Here is a 20,409-nt window from a genome sequence, read left to right as displayed (position 1 = left end):
CATCCTAATTTATTGATGTGTCCGCCCACATCTTTTGTTCTGAACGTTTAATATATTGATTATTCATTACTTCAAATTCATCACTTAGTTTTAAATCATTTGAAGATGATCCAATCAATAATTTGAATTTTCCAGCTTCCACCTTCCACTTCATTTTGCTATCTAAAAATGCTAGTTGAGAGGCATCTAATTTAAATGAAACCTTTTTTGATTCGTGTGCCTTTAAATTGACCTTGTTGAAGCCAATTAACTCTTTTACGGGGCGCATCATAGATGCGTATTCGTCAGAGAGATACGCTTGTACTGTTTCTTGTCCGTCCACATCACTTGTATTTTCAATAGTCACATTGAACTGTAGTTGTTCATCAGCGTTGATGGATTTATCCTTAATTGATAGATTTTCATATTCAAAATCTGAATAAGAAAGTCCATATCCAAAATAATATCTGGGTTCATGTGATAGATCTGTATATGATGAAAAATAAGTTTGAGTATTGACATCATAACTTGAACCATTGTCGTGATTGTAGATTAAGGGTAACTGGCTTGCAGAATAGGCAACTGTTACGGGAAGTCTGCCACTAGGATTATTCTTTCCAAAAATAGTTTCCTCTAGCGCAACGCTTCCAAATTGAGCGGGACTCCATGCTTCAATTATTGCAGAAGCGTATTTGTCCGCGGCATCACTTGAAATAGGTCTCCCATCAAGATGAACCACGATGAATTTAAGTCCTCTTTTACCTAACTCATTTAAAAAATCCTCTTGAGCCTGAGGCAAATTAATACTTGCTGAATCAATTCCTTCTCCTGTTGTACAAGAGGTGCCCCAACCATATTTTCCACCTACTGTAACAATGGAAATGTCGGTATTTTCCGCATTTTCTAATGCTTCTGTAAAATATTCATGTGTATTTCCAGCGTAAGGGAATCCGTAGCTATATTTGAAATTTATATCCGGATGCTTGTATGTAAATTCGTCAAAGATATTATGGCATCCTTTATAGATTTTATTTGCAGCCTTTTCAAGATAAGGATGTTCCAGTTCGATATTACTTCCAGGATATGTTTCAACTGGTTTATTATTCGAACCATCATCTTTTCCTATCCCAGCCATAGTATTACGAGTCCCCATTGCAAGTTCCAAGACACTCATATAGGAATAACCGCCAAACAAACTACGGATTGATTTAATATGATGTCCTATCAATGAAATTGACTTTAATTGATCCTCTTTTAACGGAAGAATACCATCATTTTTCAAAAGAACCATTGATTCTCGGGCATAATTAAGACTTACTTTTCTGGCCTTTGAGTCATCTTTAGTAGATATAGTATCGTTATTAGCATAGGGATGTTCAAAGAGTCCTAAATCAAATTTAATTTTCAAAAGTCTTTGAACTGCACAATCAATCAGATTTTCACTAATCTTTCCAGTATTAACCAATCTTAATAGTCGTTCATTGAACAGAACTGGCGATGGCAATTCAACTTCGAATCCAGCTTCCAATACTCTAATGGCCGCTTCATCAAAGTCTTTTGCTAAATGTAATCTGGTCACTAATTCTTCCATAGAAGCATAATCTGACACTAAGAGCCCATTGAAATTCATTTCTTTTCTAAGCTTATCTTGTAACAGGTATTTTGAAGTTAAAACTGATTCCCCATTAACAGAGCTATATGCGTTCATTACTGAAATCAGGTTTCCTTGATTAATTGCAGCATTAAATGGCTTTGCATACGTTTCCCACAATTCACGTTCTGGTATCTCGACTTGTGCTGCGTGAATTCCAGCCATTCCACCATGATAGCCAATAAAATGTTTGGCAGTGGCAATTGTATGATGCTTTTCTTGAACCCCTTTTGTGAATTCAGTTCCCAACTCGGAAACTAAAGTCGGATCTTCACTGTAACTTTCTCCTTCTCGACCAAATCTTGGATCACGACTAACATCTAATACGGGAGATAAAGCCTGTCTAATTCCAAATGAACTTATCTCTTTTCCGACAACTTGACCCATTTGATTCTCAAGGTTTGGATTCCAGGCTGAGCCACGGCCAATACCTGACGGGAAACTGGTTGCTCCTGGAATGAGTCCCCCAGTTAAGGTCTCCACTTGAAATAGTGCAGGAATCCCAAATCTACTATTTGAAATGGCTTTACGTTGATATTCATTTAATTTCTCTGTTACTTCTTTCGGACTCTTATACCACGCTGCAGCTAGAAATGCGACGGAACCGACTCCGTGAATAAAATCCTTGTCTAAATTTGGACCTCTTCTATCCTTTGGATTGTAACAACTTAATTGAGCTATTTTTTCAACAAGGGTCATTTTAGAAAGCAAATCATTAGCTCTTTCCTCGGAACTGGCTGTCGCATCCTTGTAATCTTTAATTATTGACATAGATAAACTCCTTTGATCTTGATGCAAAAAAACTAATAATTATTTATCAGAAGGTAATTCGCCACCATTAATTTCAGCGATTTTCTTATCTGTCGTAAGAATATATGAACATATTGCACTAATAATAAATGCTACGAAGAAACAAATGAAATAACCAATTACGGATTGTGGATTCCCATTTGGATTCATTGATGATCCAAAGCTTAAAATACCACCGGCAACGGCTGGATAATATTGATTAACTTTCAAAATTGGAGATAGCAATCCACCTACGGCACCACCAATCATGGCACTAATAAATGGTACACGGTATGGTAAAGCAATACCAAAGATGCTTGGTTCAGTTACACCAAATAATGCTGAGGTCATGCCCGAGAATCCTGTTGCCTTGAGTTCTTTATTTTTTGTCTTCAAAGCAAATCCAAGTGCTGCACCAGCTAGTGCCCAAACGCCTTGACCTAAAATTGGATTAAAAGCATTAGATCCTTCACGTAATGTAATATCAGTCAAAATTGGAATGAAAGCATAGTGGAGACCGAATAGAACCATAACTTGCCAAAAGGCACCAAATAATACACCAGCAACTAGTGGAGAAAGATTATAAATACCCATTGTTCCGGCAGCAAGCCATTTACTTACGAGTGTGAATAACGGTCCGATGACGATAAACGTGAAGGGAACCATAACAATCAAAATAACCATGATACGAAGGAATTCAAGATAGTCTGGAATATATTTCTTTAAGTATTTTTCAAATTTTCCAGCCAACAACGTACTAATCATTGTTGGGAACAAAGAATTACCATAAGATTTTAGTAAGACAGGAATACCTAAGAAACTCATATTTACATTTTTCGTTGTCGCCGTTACAATTGCCGGTAAGACCAGTGTGGCACCAATTGCGACACCAATATATGGACTGGAGCCAATTGCCTTAGAAACAGATACTGCAATAATAATTGGCAAGAAATACAAGAATGCATCATTAATGCTCGTTAAAAGGATGTATGTTCCATCTTTAGTAGTTAACCATCCAAATAACAAGGTCACTGACATTAAACCTTTTAAAATACCGACTGCAGCCATTGTTGGGATGATCGGGAAGATCATCTTAACCATAGCACGAGATATTCTATTAAATAATGTTGTGTTGTTCTTTGCCTTTGCCTTGGCAAATTTATTTTTTAATTCATCCTTTTTATTCGTTGATGTATTCGGTGCGACTTCATAATCTTCTGGCACTTCAGCATCGGCAGCCGATGTAGTTCCACCTAACACCCTCTCAACGGCATCATAGGCATCATTGACAATGCTACCAACAATAACTTGGTATTGACCGCCAGCACGCATGACACCCATAACTTTTTTAATTTTTTTAATTCGTGCATCATCAGGAATTGATTCATCAACTAAAACAAATCTTAATCTCGTTACACAATGCGTTAAGCCTTGAATATTTTCTTTACCACCGACTGCATCTACTATTTCGGTAGCCATATCATTTAAATCCATTGTAATTTCCCCCTTTATAAGTCATTCATATTCCAATCGTCTTGCCAAATCACTTCAGGAAGACCTTCGTTACCAAATGATATTGGAAGCCAAACATATTCAGATAAACTTGTGTTTATATTCCAGGAACTTTTTTCAACCGTTGCATTTTGATCAGGAACCCATCGATCACCAATTGCAACTAATTGATGAGTGTCAGTGTCATGGAATACACTACTAAATTGACAATTAAACGAATCTTTTTTTAAATCATCAATTATAGGATTTCCCGCAATGTACCAAGGCCCATGAATATTGTCGGAAACTGCTAATAATGTTGGATTTGGGTAGTATCCCGTTGTTCCAGATGTAAAGAGATAATATTTATCCTTTACTTTAAAAACAGCTGGTGCTTCTCGAGCAATTGGTGGACCGATGAAATGAAGATGACTTGTAAAATCACCGGTAACATTCAAATAGTCTTTTGTTAGATCTGCAACAATAATTTCAGTATGAACTTTCCCAAAAATAAGATATGCTTTTTGATTATCATCGACAAAAAGATCAAAGTCCCCGCTGCTCATTCCTAAAGGAACAATTTTGTTTACAAGTTTGAAGTCATCCGTGATATGTTTTGCTGTTGCAATACCCATATACTGATAATTCCAATTATGAGGTTCCTCTTTTGTACCAACTAATTTCATCCACATAACATATGTTTGTGTAGCTTCATTAAAAATAATGTGTGGTCTATCCATAATTCTTGTTGGATGTAATGGATTATCTGGATCATCTGAACTTTTTAGAATAGTATTTTCAAATTTCCAGTTTGTAAAGTCCCTAGAAGAATAACAATTGACTCCATTTTGCCAAATATTACTACCTGGCACTGTCAATTCTTTGTTTTCCCCATACCAATAATAAGTATCTTTAATTTTTAAAATACTGCCGCCATGTGCTTGAATTCTATTACCAGTAGTATCATACCAGGCACCACCTTGATGAATTTTATTGTTCATTTCTTTCTCCTTTCACTCATTAAATATAAGCGCTTTCAACAATCTCAACAATGACACTTGAATTGCTAATATATAACATATCTTTAGATGTATGTTAAGGGCTCCTTTTTAGAAATCAAACTCTTTTACAATTACATCACCTGTAATACCAAGTGGGCCTAAGACCAAATATTGTGAGAGATAATCCCGTTGATACCTCCCCAAACTACTTGTCCAAGTAATAGTTATGTCATTTATTCCTTTTTTTATATATGAACTTATATCATACACATATGGAGTTCCGATTCGGCTTCCGACTTGTTTTCCATTTACAGAAATTGTAAGCAATCCAGATACATCTTTTAAATAAATTATTGCTTTATTTTTAGAAATATTAATTTTCGTTGAATACGAGACTGTTCCAGCAAAATTACAATATTCGTCACCGAGCCCCAACAAAGGAAGGCCTTTGCTTTTAATCTCTATTGGTGCTTTTTTTGTCAGTCCAACCCCATCGAATGTTATGTCCCACTTATTATCCTTAAGTGACGTTTCCCAAATATTGCTATATGAATAATCATCATTCTTTTCTGAATCATCTTGAAAAATAATTAACGTTTGTGATGGTTCTAGCTTGATATTAAGAATATCTTCATTAATTACCGGATCAATTATTTTATCTAAAGTGGGATCATATATTTTCCAATTTTTTTTCTTTAAATTTATTTTTTTACAAATGGTTACCTTTGTACTTTCATTAAAAAACATCTGAACAGAACCATCGTGTAGCTTATAACTATAAAACCTTAACCATGGGGTATATGACTTGGAGTTAAGACGGATAATTTTGAGATCATTCAAATTTTTTATCAAATCAGATAATTCAATTGAAGAAGACCTTTCAATTAACTCATTCAATAATGATGTGTTCTTCAAATCATCACTAATACCCTTTGGTAGACCACCTATAAACAAGATATTAACGTTATTTTTCTCTAATTGAATCAATTTTAATATAAGCTTTTTTGGAAGACGTTCACTATATGGAATTATCAAATTGTTGAATTTCATTTTGTTAATAATAAACGTTGCTTTTTTCGTTAATGAACTCTCAATGATGTAATCTGACGGAACAATCTCGAATCCAATCTGTGATTCATCAAGTTTTCTTGTTACCTTTTGATCTAACATTCTTTTTCCCGACCATTCGGCTTCGCCATGATAAAGAACTGCAGTGTTACATTCGTGTTCACCACCACTAAAGATTGTTGATACCTTGTTCATGTATGAGACAAGTTCTCCCATCCCTTTATATTGTGGATTTTTGCCATGAGCATAAAAATGGGGTGGACAATCTGAATCGGGATATTCTTTCATAGAAAATGCGTGTGGAACAAAATTATTAACTCCACGTACTAACATATGATCTGCAATCCATTTCATAAATGTTAAGTCTTCAGACCAACCAAACGCTCCAAACACTTCACACATTGTATTGCCATGCTTTTTAGGATCAAGTCGTCCTAAGGATGTTCCCATCTCTGCCAATGCATAATGAAAGAACTCCCCGTCCCATCCCGTTGATGTCATCGCATTAAAATAGCCATTATTATGTTCTGGCAATAACTGATGCAAAACTATATCAATGCCTGCCATATCCTGTCCAACCATCGATCTGAAGAAATGTCCAGAACCATATCCTAATCGAGCATGAGCATTATTATCTTCAATTACATGACCGATATATTTAACGTTGTGTGCTTTACACCAATTTCCAATACGCTTTGAAAAATTAATACTGTAAAGTGAACTAACTAAGTCCATAAATGAATATTGAATTTCATGTGCTAAGGGACTTTCTCCATTGAACAATAGTGGCAATAGTTTGATAACATCTGACACATTCATCCCTAATTTGTCGGCAATTTTTTTTTCTAAACCTTCAACCTAAGGCAATGCCATTTTTTTCTTACCAATGATTGCATCCGGACCCTTCACATTACCAAATCGAGGTTCATCGGAAAAAAACCATCAATTGTTGTTCCAAAATATTGACCAAAATGTTCAAAATGTTTTTGATAAACATTATTCAATAATAAATCTGTTGCTTCGGGAACTAACGGATTTAAGTAACCGGAGGTTGCTTGCTCACCTACCTCGTGAGTTATATATACTACCGTAATTGTCCAATCACCAGCTGGAATATCCCAATACAGGACACCATTCTTTACTTTATCTGTTAAATTTAAAATCTTATCTTCTTGAATTTTTTTATAGCCCAATTTGGGGGCAGCAAGAACCGCGACTGTTTTATTCTTGTTAGTGTCTTTTTCTAAGTTCACATCAGATTCTTTTCCAACGCTCATAATATGAGGACGGTTACCGGTGGCCCAATTGACCATAATCGTACTGTTCTTCATCGGCCCCGAAAAATCCAACTGAGATTGATCCAAAAAAGTTTTTTTTAAATGCTCATTCTCAACCTTTTCAAGCGCCCCTCCGGCATATCCTGTTGGAAAATGTTGATCATCAAAGAACCATACTTTCATTTTTCTCTTTTTACATTCTTTTATTATTATTTCAACATCTTTCCACCATTTCTCACCTAAAAAATCTGGATGTGGACGGGACTCTAAGCATACTGCTTTAATGCCAGTTTCATTTATCTTTTGAATATACTTTTTTATAGTATTTTCAGATTCTCCGTGCATCCAAACGAATGGAAACAAGTGGTTATCATATTTTTGGCTTATAAGATTATTTATTACTTTCAAATGATGTACCTCTCTTAAACTTAAATACATTGATTTATTGATTACTCTTACATTTTATAAAAGAAAGCGCTTTAATATAATGTCATAAGGATATAGAATATATAACATATCTTTGGAAAGAGGAATTCGTATGGAAATTACCGACGTTTATAAGAGATTGCATAAACTGACAACGAGAGAGGAATATTATAAAAAAAGAAATAGCCAGCTTTCCGCCGACTATTACGATAGATTGAAAAAGACGGAAATTAACGGAAAAGAAGCCTACATTTTTGATGATTTAGATTTGATTCCTACCGGACAAAGCTTCAACATTGTCAAACATACTCGATTTGTCCCAGTTCCACTGCATGTACACAATTTCATTGAACTGAATTACGTTTATTCTGGATCGTGTACTCAAGTAATCGACGGAAATACTGTAAAATTAACCAAAGGACAGATTTGCTTAGTTGATACTGATGTTCCACACTCAATAGATAATACTGGTGTAGATGATATTATAATTAACATCTTGGTTAAAAAAGATTATTTTCTCCGACAAATTAGTCAAGACAACTACAACGGTGGAATCGTTTTCGATTTTGTCCTTAATGCCTTATCAGAGTCACAAAGTCACAATCAATATATCGTTTTTGAAAACTCACAAGATAATAAAATTAGGTTGATCATAAACCAGATTATTACAGAACATTTAGAGCCAGGAATCGGAAGTGATAAAATTATTGAAAATTTGATTTCGATTCTATTCACGATGTTGGTCAGAATATTCAATTATCAAACCAATAAACAAACAAGTAAATCTCATTCTGATGTGTTATTGATTCTTCAATATATTGATCAAAATTATCAAAAATTAAGCTTGGATGATATTGCTCACCATTTTAACTACAATTCAAGCTATGTAAGTACATTAATAAAAAAAGCAACTGGAAGAACATTCTCCCAATTGCTAATTAATCTACGCTTAGATAGAGCAGAATCACTTATAAGAAACTCTAATAGTTCTATACGTGAGTGTGCTGAAAATTCAGGTTTCAATAACATATCTTTCTTTTACAAAAAATATCAAGAAAAGTATCATAGACTACCTTCGGCTAGCAAGGAATAGCATTACTTGTTAACTTGATATGATCCTATCTGATCAGATGCTGATGTTGTTCCATAACTATTGATATTAATTTTTTTAACTTTATCCATATTCGTAAATACGACGACAATATCGTCTTTAATATTTTTATTTTTCAAATAATCTAAATCTACTGTCGCAATTTTTGTAGAACTATTTACCTTATCTCCTTCTTCTACATATATATCAAATGGAATACCCTTCAATTCAACTGTATTAATACCCATGTGGACAAGAACCTGAACGCCATTATCACTTTCTATCCCCACCGCATGTTTAGTTGGAAATAAAGAAACTATTGTTCCAACTATCGGTGAATAGATATTTCCGTCGGTTGGCGATGTTGAAAAACCATCACCCAACATTTTTTGAGCAAAAACTTCATCTGGCGTTTTTGTTATATCGTATGAAGTTCCATTAACTGGACTGTATATATTAAAGTCTGTATTTTGCTTATGGAATAACTTTTTGAACATATTGTATCTCCTAAATAATAAAATTGTTTACAGTTATAAATATTATTGTAATCGGTGTCATTTAACAATGTCATATCTTTTTTTTAACGCAACATATCTTTAGATACTGAACTCTTCGTATATCAGTATTGTATTCCTTAAATACACTTTATTTACCATATCTTTATACAATTCAAACATGTTGAATTGTATAAAGATATGGACTTTTTTTTCAAATGCGGTCTTAAATTGTTGAAAAATGGCGGTTTAAAAATATAGGCTTTTGACGCTATCTTTACTCTTTTAATCGGTATGATTTACCGATGTTTTTATAACGTTCGCATGATGGACCAACTGGTTCAAAATGGCAGCTGCTATCGTTGGGTCGTGAAATTTTTCAACCTCACTATTGACAGTGATGATGGTGGAATTTCTCTCATAACGAGCGTTTATTAATTGAAACAACAAATTGGCTTTATCATGACTGACTGGTAAATAACCAACCTCGGCTTTTAATTTTGAACTATATTTAACCATATAAAAAAAGCTCCATAAACGTTAGATTTCTTGTCTAACAATTATGAAGTACTTCAAATCGGACTGATGCGATTTTTGTAATCTTGACCTCTGGTTCCTTTAGAACATGGGAAAAAGTTTTGAAAAAAATGATTGATATATTTTTAGAACAAATCTACTTCTTCCCTTTGATTACTATTTACATTTCTTTTATAACACGGTAAATCATTGACTAGTTTTTCTGGTTTAATATATCTTCAAAGGTTCGATCGTAAAATACTCATCATGATAGTTTCAGACATTAAACTTAACCCTATCTCCATTAACATCCCTTACTTAAATATTATCAACCATCTATAAAAGCAAAATAAACTCTTCCTATATTTGAGGTACTAACTAATGATAAAGGCTTACAACCTCAGAGAAAATCAGCTATTTAACATAACTCCGCCCCATTCAAAATGGTCAGGGTTATAAAGCTTTAACCTCAAATCAAGCAATCTCCCCGTTTTAGAATACTCCAATGCTTTCTGAAGTACTGAGAGATATTTAAACGTATAAAAGGGTTTAAAACGAATTTCTTTTTGAGCATCGTATTTCTACTAGGCATGTAACTTGAAAAATAATTTTGATTTCTTTCATTATAATAAAAGTCTGGATACATTTTTTTAAAGACAATTCTTAATTATTAATCTAATGAACTTGGAATGAGCCCATCCTTTTTTAACACAAAGACAGAATTATACAGACCTTCAGTTTCATTACTTATATGATGATCAATTTCTATCACGGAAATAGATTTATTTTTCAAAATCGAATCATGTATTTCATTTGCGGTCTCTTCATCGAGCGAGGCAGTTCCTTCATCGATCAATAATATCTGCCTATTGAAAAATAACGCCCTGGCAATCTCAATTCGCTTTAATTGACCACCTGACAAATTATGTCCATTTTCACTTATCCTTAACTATAATCCATCCTTAGATGCAAACTTTTCCAGCCCGGCCTTTTGTAATGCACTTATAACTTCCTCATCACTACTGTCAGCTTTCCCTAATGTCACATTCATTTTGAGCGAATCTTCAAAGATTATGGGTTCTTGACCAACTATTCCAAAGATATTATAGGCAAATGATCTGTCATAGCTATGATCATTAATTGTAATTTTACCCGAATAATTTTTCTCTTCCCCAAGAATTAATTTGAATAGTGTTGATTTCCCCACTCCAGACTTACCTTTAATCAAAATATGGTCACCATTTCTTAAATCAAAAGATACATCATTAAAAACGTTGTTATTAGAATACTTAAATGATACATTTTCAACGCTCAATCTCTCAAAGTTTTCTGAATTGTTCACCAGTGAAGGCTTCTTATTTTGAGGTAGTTTCAATAATTTTTTTCTAATGTCTTTTGTACTATTAATAGTATTCCATCCCTGAACTATTGAATTAAATCCATTTAAAATCCATGAAGAAGAATATTGAATTGCAACAAATTGAGCTAAAGTAATTGTCCCATTTATTGTAAAATAAATACCTACTGCAATTGGTAAGTATGTACAGATATATAGTAAAAATGTAATGGCATTATTAGAAAGAGCAATTTTATTTTTCAATTCTGCATTAGAATTCTCCATTTTTGAAATTGAGGATTTAAGTCTCTCGGAGAAACCAAACACAGAATTATATCTTTTTAATAATAATGATCCGTGTAATAAGTCCTTTACGACTAATGATAAATTTTGATTGTTTTTTGACCATTGATTTGTTTTTTCTTGAATACTTTTACTGAATATTTTAGGTGCAATCGTTGGTAAGATCATAAATCCTAAAAACACAAGTGTAATGTATACATTGCTATATAAAGCATACCCCAATGTTCCCACAGTCATTATGAAACCACTTAGTAATGAAAAGATTTGTCTCCAATAATTATCCTCTAATAATTTAAGATCATTCATAAAAAAAGAGAGGTTTGTAGACTCAAATTCATTTTCATCGGGATTTACCATCGAAATTTTGTCAATCATAAATGAATATTTTATATTGTTGTTAATCGAGTATACGTTTTTATTTATAAAAACACTTTTTGTATAATTTAAAGTACAGAATATACCATAGCCTACAATAATCACCACTACAGAAGGAAAAATTAATGTACTTGATTTGTTACTAATTAAATAAAATATATAAGAATAAGTAACAACATTAAATGGTGTTTCTAATCCTGCCAAAATACTTAAAATAATTGTAATAAAAAATAAAGGCTTATTTACGAATTTTTTCATGCTAAATCCCTTCCTTTAACTAAATAGTCGATCATGCCATACCTGGGGTACCACTTGCTTAACTGGCCTATTTATTATCCATTTTTGGTAATTATTAGTACTCACTGTCAAATTTTGTGTCAATGGTTCCCTTAAAAAATACAGAAAATTCGTTTTTGAAAGATAATCAACGATCATACTATGTATTTGATAACCATATAACTACAAATAAGATAAAAAATATAAATTTATTAACTCAATTTACGTATTGTATTTCCATATTTCATTGGCTTTTGGGATCTAGTCTTCGATATTTATCATCTATCTTATATCATCAATAACTTGTACACTCGATTTCGATTTAAAAATTTGCTAAAAATTGAATGAATCAATTACTACAAAATAGGATAATAGTATCAACAAACTTTTCTAAATGCTGTTTGTTATCCAATACTTCTAGCCGAGTCAACCAAGTTAGCACCCATGCTGAGTGCACCAAAAAAATCGTGCCAGTAGAAATTATCTACCAACACGATAAAGTAAGTTTAGATCCAAAATTTTAAAAAAACTCTATCCTATTTGACTGCTGTATAGCAGTGCAAATGAGAATAGAGTTTTTTTACTGACGAATTTATATCAAAGGTTTTCCATATAATCTCCAACTTGCCAGAAAACGGTACCATCGTATTTACCAGCTTGGTTATTACCGATCTGTTGCAATAATAATCCTGTATCACTCTTCCACAGATCAGCCACATTGATGGGAACGGCCTGGGGACCATAAGAATTTTTATCGGATAAGATTTTCACATACCCCTCATCTAAATCAAATATCTCTTTTTTATTATTGTAGATCAGACCACCATTAAAAATATCACCATCATTATCGGTCAGCTCAGACGATGCGACACTTAAAGTCCAAGGATTTTTCAAACTGTTGACGATAACATCATAATCATTGATTCGATTTAAAATCTTGTCCTGACTAAAGTTAGTAATTGTCTTGAACTCAAGGTTTGGCGAGACTTCTAGGCTCAGTAATCTATTCGGTACAACATTAATCGTGTACTCAATTGAATTAGAACTAATATTATCTCGATCAGTGGCTGTAACGGTAACTGTATGTGTTGAATTTTCTGTGAAAATATTCCAGAAATCTTCGCCAACAATATCGACTAAATTCAAGTCCAATTTACCTGTTGCTGGGTCAACATTTTTGGTAACTTGATATGCTTTATCTACCCCTGAAATCTTTAGAGTATAACTAAATTCATCCTTTTCACCAATAGCATGATTGTCACTATAGGATAAAGTAGTTGGCAAACTGACTACCGATTCATCAGGTTGATATGGTACTTCAAGTTCTGTTCCACCAGCTAAATTCAGTGTCCAATCTTTTGGCGTTCCGATAATGAAGCTAGGTGAATTTGTTGATGCAATCGCATTGGAACCTGTGAAGACGGCTGGTTCTTCATCAATATGATACTCTTGGTCGCTATCATTAGTGGCCACACCATATATCTTGACGTGAGCAACATTGTTGGTATTACCATTAATATTTCCCAATGGCTTTTTAATTGGAGCCCCGATGGTTTCATCATTTTCGCCTAACGCAGAATAAACATATTCCTTGGTACCGTCCTCATACTCAATTGTTGCTAAGATCCCCTTATTTGCCGGATAATTAACATGTTTTGGCAATTGGATTTTTCCACTAATATCTTTCCAATTATCGCGCCCTTTAACGAATTCAACCTTATAGTCGAGTTCCAAATTTGCGCCATGAGGAACATAATTATCAGCTTCGGTAACCGTCTTGCCATTATCCAAGTTAGTAATCGTGGCCTCAACGTTTCCAGTAGCCATCGCTGGAATGGATTCAAAAACCACCATCTTACTTGCAACACCAGGCGTGTAACCATTAGCACCAGTGAAGCCCCAGAGAATCTTTCCATCTGTAGAATTAAAGATTCTCGGATCGACTGTGATTTCCTTATCAATTCGCTGGAAAAAGTTTCCTTTAGTATTAAAATTTTCCTTTCCGTCAATATCTTTATCATTGAACGAATACTTAATAGTAGCTTTTTTGTCGTCATGGGGAATCCACTTGAAAGTTAAATGATGCCACAACAAACTACGACCTTCTAAGTTTTGATCATCAATCAAATTAGCCGGAGTCGAATCGATATGAAACATTGAAGGAGCTTCCTCATATCCCTTCCAGAGCTTGGTATTGTCGTAATCTGTAATCGGATATTTATAATACGAATCAATTATTCCTGGATACGTCAAAGCAATATGACCATATGTTCCTCTGGCACCTAAGGCGGTATTGGTAGGAAAAACGCTTGGTATATTAATGGAACGGGTGCTGGCAGTATCATATCCATTTAGTGAATAAGTACCATTACCATTACCTAAAATCATCGTTTCTGATAAAGTAATTGGCATACCGGAACGGCCATTGGTTGTAGTTGCGGGGTCTTCAATTGATGCATTAACATCGCTACGTTGAGTGTCGAATTCAAGCGATATGCTATTTTTAATAGCTGTATTCAAAACATACTCCACCGATGGTGGGGTTCGGGTCGTGAAGCCAGCCACGGTGAAATTATAGTGTTTGTCGTAACCATAAGCACCTAATCCCTGTAATCCCATCCCAATCGACTTAGTTTTTCGATCGTCATTTTGAAGCGTTAAAGTCATTCCGTGACCGTTATAGAGTTCGTCAGAATTATAATCGGGGCCAAAATATAACCAGGCGGAAATAGTTTGTTCTTCATTAATATTCATGTAGTTTAACTTGGAACTATTTCCCCAAATAGCACCGTAACTACCTTTGACATCTTTTCCCGGTCCATCCGTCAGTACTAAGACATCATCATTACCAGCTATTTTGGCGGAATTAACTGTGAAAGGGAAATCCTTCGTATAGCTAAAACTGTCAATCGTAAAATAATCTTTGATATTCAAGCCACCAGGATGTTCAGCAATTGCGTTTTGATCATCTGTGGTTAAGGCATTGATCTTTAATGGTTGAGAAAACCAAAATATCCAAATAAAGTTCAACACTACCAATATAATAGTTATCCCTGTCAGCCGCATTTTACGCATGTTTTTTACCCCTCGATGAATAATTATTCTGTTGATGATGAAATTACTGATACACCAAAAAACCACTAACTAATTTAGTGGCTTTTTCCAACCTATCCAATCCAAATGGTGACAAGTCTTCTAGCCTGTCGAGGTTGGAATCGCTTTCAATTATAGTATATCATATATATCATCCATTAATATTCCATTATTAAAAACGCTCTAAACCTAGCTGACAAAAAAAACTTGTTTTCTACATTAATGTAAAAAACAAGTTTCTTTATTATTGATTCTCAACCATGCTTGTAAGTTCTGCAATTGAAGTAAAAGGCAAACCCAAACTATCGGCAACAGCTTGAGAAGTTAATTTACCATCGAACACATTCACGCCAGTAGCGATTGTTGAATCCTTAATTGAACTTTCAAATCCTTCAGCTGCAATTTTAACTGCATAAGGCAGGGTCACACTTGAAAGAGCTTCAGTCGCAGTCTTAGGAACGGCGCCTGGAATATTTGCAACGGTATAATGGATCACGTCATGAACCAGATAAATTGGATCGTCATGCGTCGTTGCTTTAGTGCTAGTTTCAAATAGACCACCTTGATCGATTGGAATATCGACTACCACTGAACCTGGTTCCATGGTGGCAATCATCTCTTCGGTAACTAATTTTGGCGTGGCTGCCCCAGGAATCAAAACGGCTCCAATCACCAAATCTGACTCTTGGACTACTTTAGCGATATTTTGCGAGTTTGACATCAAAGTGTGGATCTTGTCATTGAAAATATTCTCAATTTCTGCCAACCGATTGGCGTCGATGTCTAAAATTGTCACGTCAGCACCCATACCGATAGCAATCTTAGCAGCATTAAAACCGACTGTTCCACCACCGATAACGGCAACTTTTCCACGTCTAACTCCTGGGACACCGCTCAACAACAAACCCTTACCTTGATGAGGTTCTTCTAAAAAGTGTGCCCCAACTTGGACTGCCATTCGTCCAGCAATCTCACTCATTGGAAAAAGTAAAGGCAAGCCGCCTTTTCTACCGACCATGGTCTCGTAAGCGATTCCAATCACATGGCTCTTTAACATCGCTTCTGTCAATTGTTTATTGGCAGCTAAGTGTAAATAAGTATAAATAATTTGTCCTGGCTGGAAGTATTGATACTCAACCTCGATTGGCTCTTTAACCTTAATGATCATTTCATTATCCCAAGCCGTCTGAGCATCAACGATCTTTGCGCCAGCTTTTCTATATTGTTCATCAGTATATCCAGAACCAATTCCAGCAGATGTTTCAACTACAACTTGATTGCCATGTTGAACCAATTCCTTAACGCCACTAGGTGTCATCCCCACGCGCTCTTCTTGATTTTTGAGTTCCTTTGGTATACCAATTTTCATGTAATGCCTCCTTGAGTGATTTTTTATCTATCCGCGACATACCATATCATGGATTGTAAACGTTCTCAAGCAACTGCACGTCAAATTGTTCACTTAAAATTTGACTGTCAGCAATTGAATCTGATTGGTCAATATCCCTAAAAACAAATATTTTTATTCCAAATTTTCATTATTCTTGTTGTTTTAGAATAGGCTTCTCCCTTATAATGTTTCTTAGAAATACCATGAGGTTTTTTAATATTCGTTTAATACAGGAGGAATTTTTTTAATGCAAGACGAAAACGTCTATCAATCTAAGGGCTCTCAAGACTCTGATTCGGATCACGTCCCGATACAAAGCTCAAAAGAAATCTGGCAACTGACCGATTCGGAATTAACCCAAAAGTACCAAACTAATTTGGTTGATGGTTTAACCATTGAGGAAGCCAAAACTCGACAAAAAAAGGATGGACCTAATGAACTAGAAATCAAAAAGACTTCTAAGTTTATCCAATTCATCAAACAATTCAACAATAGTATCATCTACATCTTAGCGGCCGCTGCTATCATGACCTTTTTGATGCATCGCTATTCGGATTCAATTGTTATTGGCTTGGTCATTATTGTCAATGCCATCATTGGCTACATTCAAGAACAACAAGCTGGCAATGCTTTGGAAAAGATTCGGGAAATGTTAGTCTCCAAGAACTTTGTCTTTCGAGATGGTGAAAAACTGGAATTAGATGCGAGAGAATTGGTAGTTGGCGACTTAGTCAACTTGGAAGCTGGGGATGCAGTACCGGCCGATATGAGACTGATCTCTGCAGACAATTTAAGTGTGCAAGAATCAGCCTTAACTGGTGAAACCAATCCTATCGAAAAAATTGAAGAAGCAATTTCTGAATCCAAGTTACCATTGGCTGAACGCCGTAATATGGTCTACGCCTCCACTGCTGTAACTAGTGGTTCAGGATTAGGGATTGTGACGGCAATTGCTGGCCAAACCGAAATTGGTCAAATTCAAGATTCGGTTGAATCGGTTAAAAGTCGTCCAACACCATTGATGCGGAACTTGAACTCATTAGGTTTTGGCCTATCAGTTGCAATCGTTATTGCTGCGGTAATTCTCTTTATCTTCGGTTACATTTTCGATACTTATTCCCTACCAATGCTATTGATCTCAGTGATCACAATGGTCGTGGGTTCAATGCCTGAGGGGCTACCCGCAAGTACTTCGGTCGTTTTGGCAATGGGAACTAGGAAGATGACTAAACGAAAAGTTATCGTCAAGTCGCTTCCAGCCGTTGAAACTCTAGGAGCTGTTGATATAGTTAACAGTGATAAGACCGGAACTTTGACTAAAAATGAAATGACGGTCAAAAAGGTTATCACTCCTAAACATACTTTTACGGTAACTGGCGTCGGTTATGGTGCTGACGGTGGAGTTGATTTCTCTGGTAATTTGAAATTAGACGGTCAAGACTTTGATTGGCAAGCCGACCCACAAATGAAAGAATTAGTCACAATCGCTGGTCAAACGACTGACGCTCAATTGCATTTTGAAAATAATCGCTGGGAGTTGAATGGTGAACCAACCGATGGTGCCCTGACAACGCTCTATCGAAAAATGACTGGACATGATCCAGAAGTTACAGAAATCGATTCCTTACCTTTTGATTCGGCCTTTAGATTCTCGGCTCGTTTAGCAATGGTCGATGGTAAAAGATTGCTGATGGTCAAAGGTTCGCCTTCAACGATTATGTCGCTTTCAAAGATTGGAACGAAGAGTGAATACTGGAATCAAAGTATGCAAGATTTGGCAGCCGAAGGTTTGCGTGTGGTTGCTTTAGCATACCAAGAAGTCGATCAGAGTGTTTCTGAAATCGATAAAGATAAGATTAAAGATTTAATGTTTTCTGGTTTGGTCGGAATCATCGATCCTCCTCGTGAAGAAGCGAGAAAGTCGATCCACGAATTACGCATGGCCGGCATCAAGGTCAAAATGATCACTGGTGATCACCCTGACACAGCCTCCGCCATTGCTAATAAATTGGACCTCGATTCGGTTGTCAAAGCTATCACCGGACCAGAAATCGATGCTATGTCAGACGAAGAACTGAACAGCAAGATTGATGACTATAACGTCTTTGCCCGCACGACTCCAGCTAATAAGTTGCGAATTGTGAAGGCTCAACAAGCGAATGGTCACGTCGTCTCCATGACTGGTGATGGAGTGAATGATGCACCAGCTTTAAAACAAGCTGATATCGGTGTTTCTATGGGTATTAAAGGTACTGAAGTTGCCAAAGAATCCGCTGATATGGTCCTGGCCGATGATGACTTTGCTGATATTGTTGTCGCTGTAAAAGAAGGACGTCACGTCTTTGACAATATTCGTAAAACCATTCGTTTCTTATTGCCAACCAGTTTTGCCGAAGGTTTAATCGTAGTTATCAGTATCCTCTTAGGCCAAGACTTGCCACTATATCCAGCCCAACTACTCTGGATCAACATGGTTTCAGCCTTAACTATTCAATTTGCTTTCATCTTTGAACCACCAGAAGCCGGGATCATGGCTCGTGGTCCAAGAAATGTTAAAGCGGGACTATTGAACAAACTCGATACCTTTGAAATCATCTACGTTTCTGCTCTGATTGCCGGTTTGGGTATCTGGATCTTTGATCTCCTGACGAGTCAAGGATTGCCAGAAATAGTTGGTAGTACGGTAGCCTTAAATATCATTATTTTTGGGAAAATCTTCTATCTGTTTAACCTGCGAAATAATCATCCGGTCATCTCTAAGTACTTTTTCCAGAATAAGATGGCCTTTTACATTATTGGTATCTTGATTGTCCTGCAATTGGGAATTATCTATCTACCATTCATGCAGGATATCTTCCACACGACTAACGTCAACTTCTATTATGGGTGGTTGATTCCAATAATGGCGGGATTAGTCGTCCTCATAATCACTGAAATTGGTAAATTCATCCGTATTCGGGTCTTAAAAATTACAAGTTAATTATTGAATCCACTTGCTTAGGCAGGTGGATTTTTTCTGTGATTTTTCAAACTAGTCCAGCAAAAAATCCCAGTAGATTACCTTTTTAATGGTTAAATCTACTGGGATTGCTTATCTCAATCAATGTTAGTCTGGACTGAATTTCAAATTAAATTCGCTTCTTGAGTAAATCTTCTTCCACCACATAGCGATAAACTAAGACTAAAGTTGCACCAATAACAATGCCAATTCCGTTAGCAACAACATCACTGATATCACTAGTACGGTTGATGAGGTATAAGTGTGATAAGTAATACTGCATCGTTTCAATAGTCGCCCCAATCATTAAACCGATTGGAGCCATTGTGATCCAAGGAATCTTGTTAAAAGCACGCTTCAATAAAAATCCTAAAGGAACAGTCAAGGCAATGTTTTCGACAAAACCAAGGTCATAATAAATATGGTATAAATTGACGCTGCCGGTTCCAGCAGGCATGACGTAAACCCCTACTCCATCAAAAGAAAATGGTGTGAATAAGATCGTTCCTAACAGGGTCATGTAGATGAGGCTTAAAAAGGCAATTCTTCGTTTAACGATATCTTTGACATTATCAAACAGATAGATTCCACAGAGCAGCGATAAGATCAAGATAACGAATAATGGTATCCAACGCATCGACAACACTCCTTTCCGACAAATTTATTTTTTATTCGTTGGTTTTCTTTAAGTTATGATCAAATCTTAGCATCCAAATATTTAGTCTACCTTAAAATAATGCGTCAATAGTTTGAAGAAAATGTATCCTTGAGATGAAAAAGCTTACGAAATAACTTTGAATTAATTAAAAATACACCAAAAAATCTCAATGAACTAATCATCTGGGACGATTAGCTT

11 protein-coding genes and 2 pseudogenes are annotated in these 20,409 nt (G+C 35.4%); 2 read left to right on the top strand and 11 right to left on the bottom strand.

The window, feature by feature from the left end; genetic code table 11:
• Positions 1-4 precede the first annotated feature (4 nt).
• The 5 genes from ACYT32_RS03255 to ACYT32_RS03235 all read right to left on the bottom strand — a co-directional run bounded on the left by ACYT32_RS03255 (position 5) and on the right by ACYT32_RS03235 (position 7,664).
• On the bottom strand, positions 5-2,401 hold the full coding sequence (locus tag ACYT32_RS03255) for a glycoside hydrolase family 3 N-terminal domain-containing protein (protein ID WP_395264454.1): 2,397 nt from the start codon (positions 2,399-2,401) through the stop codon (positions 5-7).
• 39 nt (positions 2,402-2,440) lie between these two features.
• On the bottom strand, positions 2,441-3,913 hold the full coding sequence (locus ACYT32_RS03250; protein ID WP_395264453.1) for a PTS transporter subunit EIIC: 1,473 nt from the start codon (positions 3,911-3,913) through the stop codon (positions 2,441-2,443).
• Positions 3,914-3,927: 14 nt separating this feature from the next.
• Positions 3,928-4,911 carry a family 43 glycosylhydrolase gene (locus tag ACYT32_RS03245; protein WP_395264451.1) on the bottom strand — a complete coding sequence of 328 codons (984 nt, stop codon included), beginning with the start codon at positions 4,909-4,911 and terminating at the stop codon, positions 3,928-3,930.
• 108 nt (positions 4,912-5,019) lie between these two features.
• On the bottom strand, positions 5,020-6,792 hold the full coding sequence (locus ACYT32_RS03240; RefSeq protein ID WP_461793359.1) for a hypothetical protein: 1,773 nt from the start codon (positions 6,790-6,792) through the stop codon (positions 5,020-5,022).
• A 92-nt stretch (positions 6,793-6,884) separates the two neighbouring features.
• A complete protein-coding gene (locus ACYT32_RS03235) occupies positions 6,885-7,664 on the bottom strand; it encodes a hypothetical protein (protein ID WP_395264449.1) in 780 nt (259 codons plus the stop codon).
• A gap of 130 nt (positions 7,665-7,794) precedes the next feature.
• On the opposite strand from ACYT32_RS03235, the gene ACYT32_RS03230 reads away from it, so the two are divergent.
• Positions 7,795-8,775, top strand: coding sequence for an AraC family transcriptional regulator (locus ACYT32_RS03230; protein ID WP_395264448.1), 981 nt, complete (start codon positions 7,795-7,797; stop codon positions 8,773-8,775).
• A gap of 2 nt (positions 8,776-8,777) precedes the next feature.
• Here ACYT32_RS03230 and ACYT32_RS03225 read toward each other — a convergent pair whose 3' ends face one another.
• The 5 genes and pseudogenes from ACYT32_RS03225 to ald all read right to left on the bottom strand — a co-directional run bounded on the left by ACYT32_RS03225 (position 8,778) and on the right by ald (position 16,534).
• Positions 8,778-9,269, bottom strand: coding sequence for a PTS sugar transporter subunit IIA (locus tag ACYT32_RS03225; RefSeq protein ID WP_395264447.1), 492 nt, complete (start codon positions 9,267-9,269; stop codon positions 8,778-8,780).
• Between the two features lie 274 nt (positions 9,270-9,543).
• A pseudogene (locus ACYT32_RS03220) lies at positions 9,544-9,755 on the bottom strand (ATP-binding protein); the annotation flags it as partial.
• Positions 9,756-10,452: 697 nt separating this feature from the next.
• Positions 10,453-12,054 (bottom strand): annotated as a pseudogene (locus tag ACYT32_RS03215) (ATP-binding cassette domain-containing protein).
• 615 nt (positions 12,055-12,669) lie between these two features.
• Positions 12,670-15,147: a hypothetical protein gene (locus ACYT32_RS03210; RefSeq protein ID WP_395264446.1), complete on the bottom strand. Its 2,478-nt coding sequence runs from the start codon at positions 15,145-15,147 to the stop codon at positions 12,670-12,672.
• A 262-nt stretch (positions 15,148-15,409) separates the two neighbouring features.
• Positions 15,410-16,534, bottom strand: coding sequence for an alanine dehydrogenase (ald, locus tag ACYT32_RS03205; protein WP_395264444.1), 1,125 nt, complete (start codon positions 16,532-16,534; stop codon positions 15,410-15,412).
• Between the two features lie 268 nt (positions 16,535-16,802).
• Between ald and ACYT32_RS03200 the strand changes: the two genes are divergently transcribed.
• Positions 16,803-19,535 carry an HAD-IC family P-type ATPase gene (locus ACYT32_RS03200; RefSeq protein ID WP_395264443.1) on the top strand — a complete coding sequence of 911 codons (2,733 nt, stop codon included), beginning with the start codon at positions 16,803-16,805 and terminating at the stop codon, positions 19,533-19,535.
• 148 nt (positions 19,536-19,683) lie between these two features.
• Here ACYT32_RS03200 and ACYT32_RS03195 read toward each other — a convergent pair whose 3' ends face one another.
• Positions 19,684-20,190, bottom strand: a complete 507-nt coding sequence (locus tag ACYT32_RS03195) for a VanZ family protein (RefSeq protein ID WP_395264442.1) — start codon at positions 20,188-20,190, stop codon at positions 19,684-19,686.
• Between the last annotated feature and the right edge of the window lie 219 nt (positions 20,191-20,409).

Source organism: Companilactobacillus sp. FL22-3 (genome assembly GCF_054881455.1).
The sequence above is the reverse complement of the archived record's forward strand: the minus strand, read 5'-3'. Positions and strand labels throughout refer to the sequence as shown.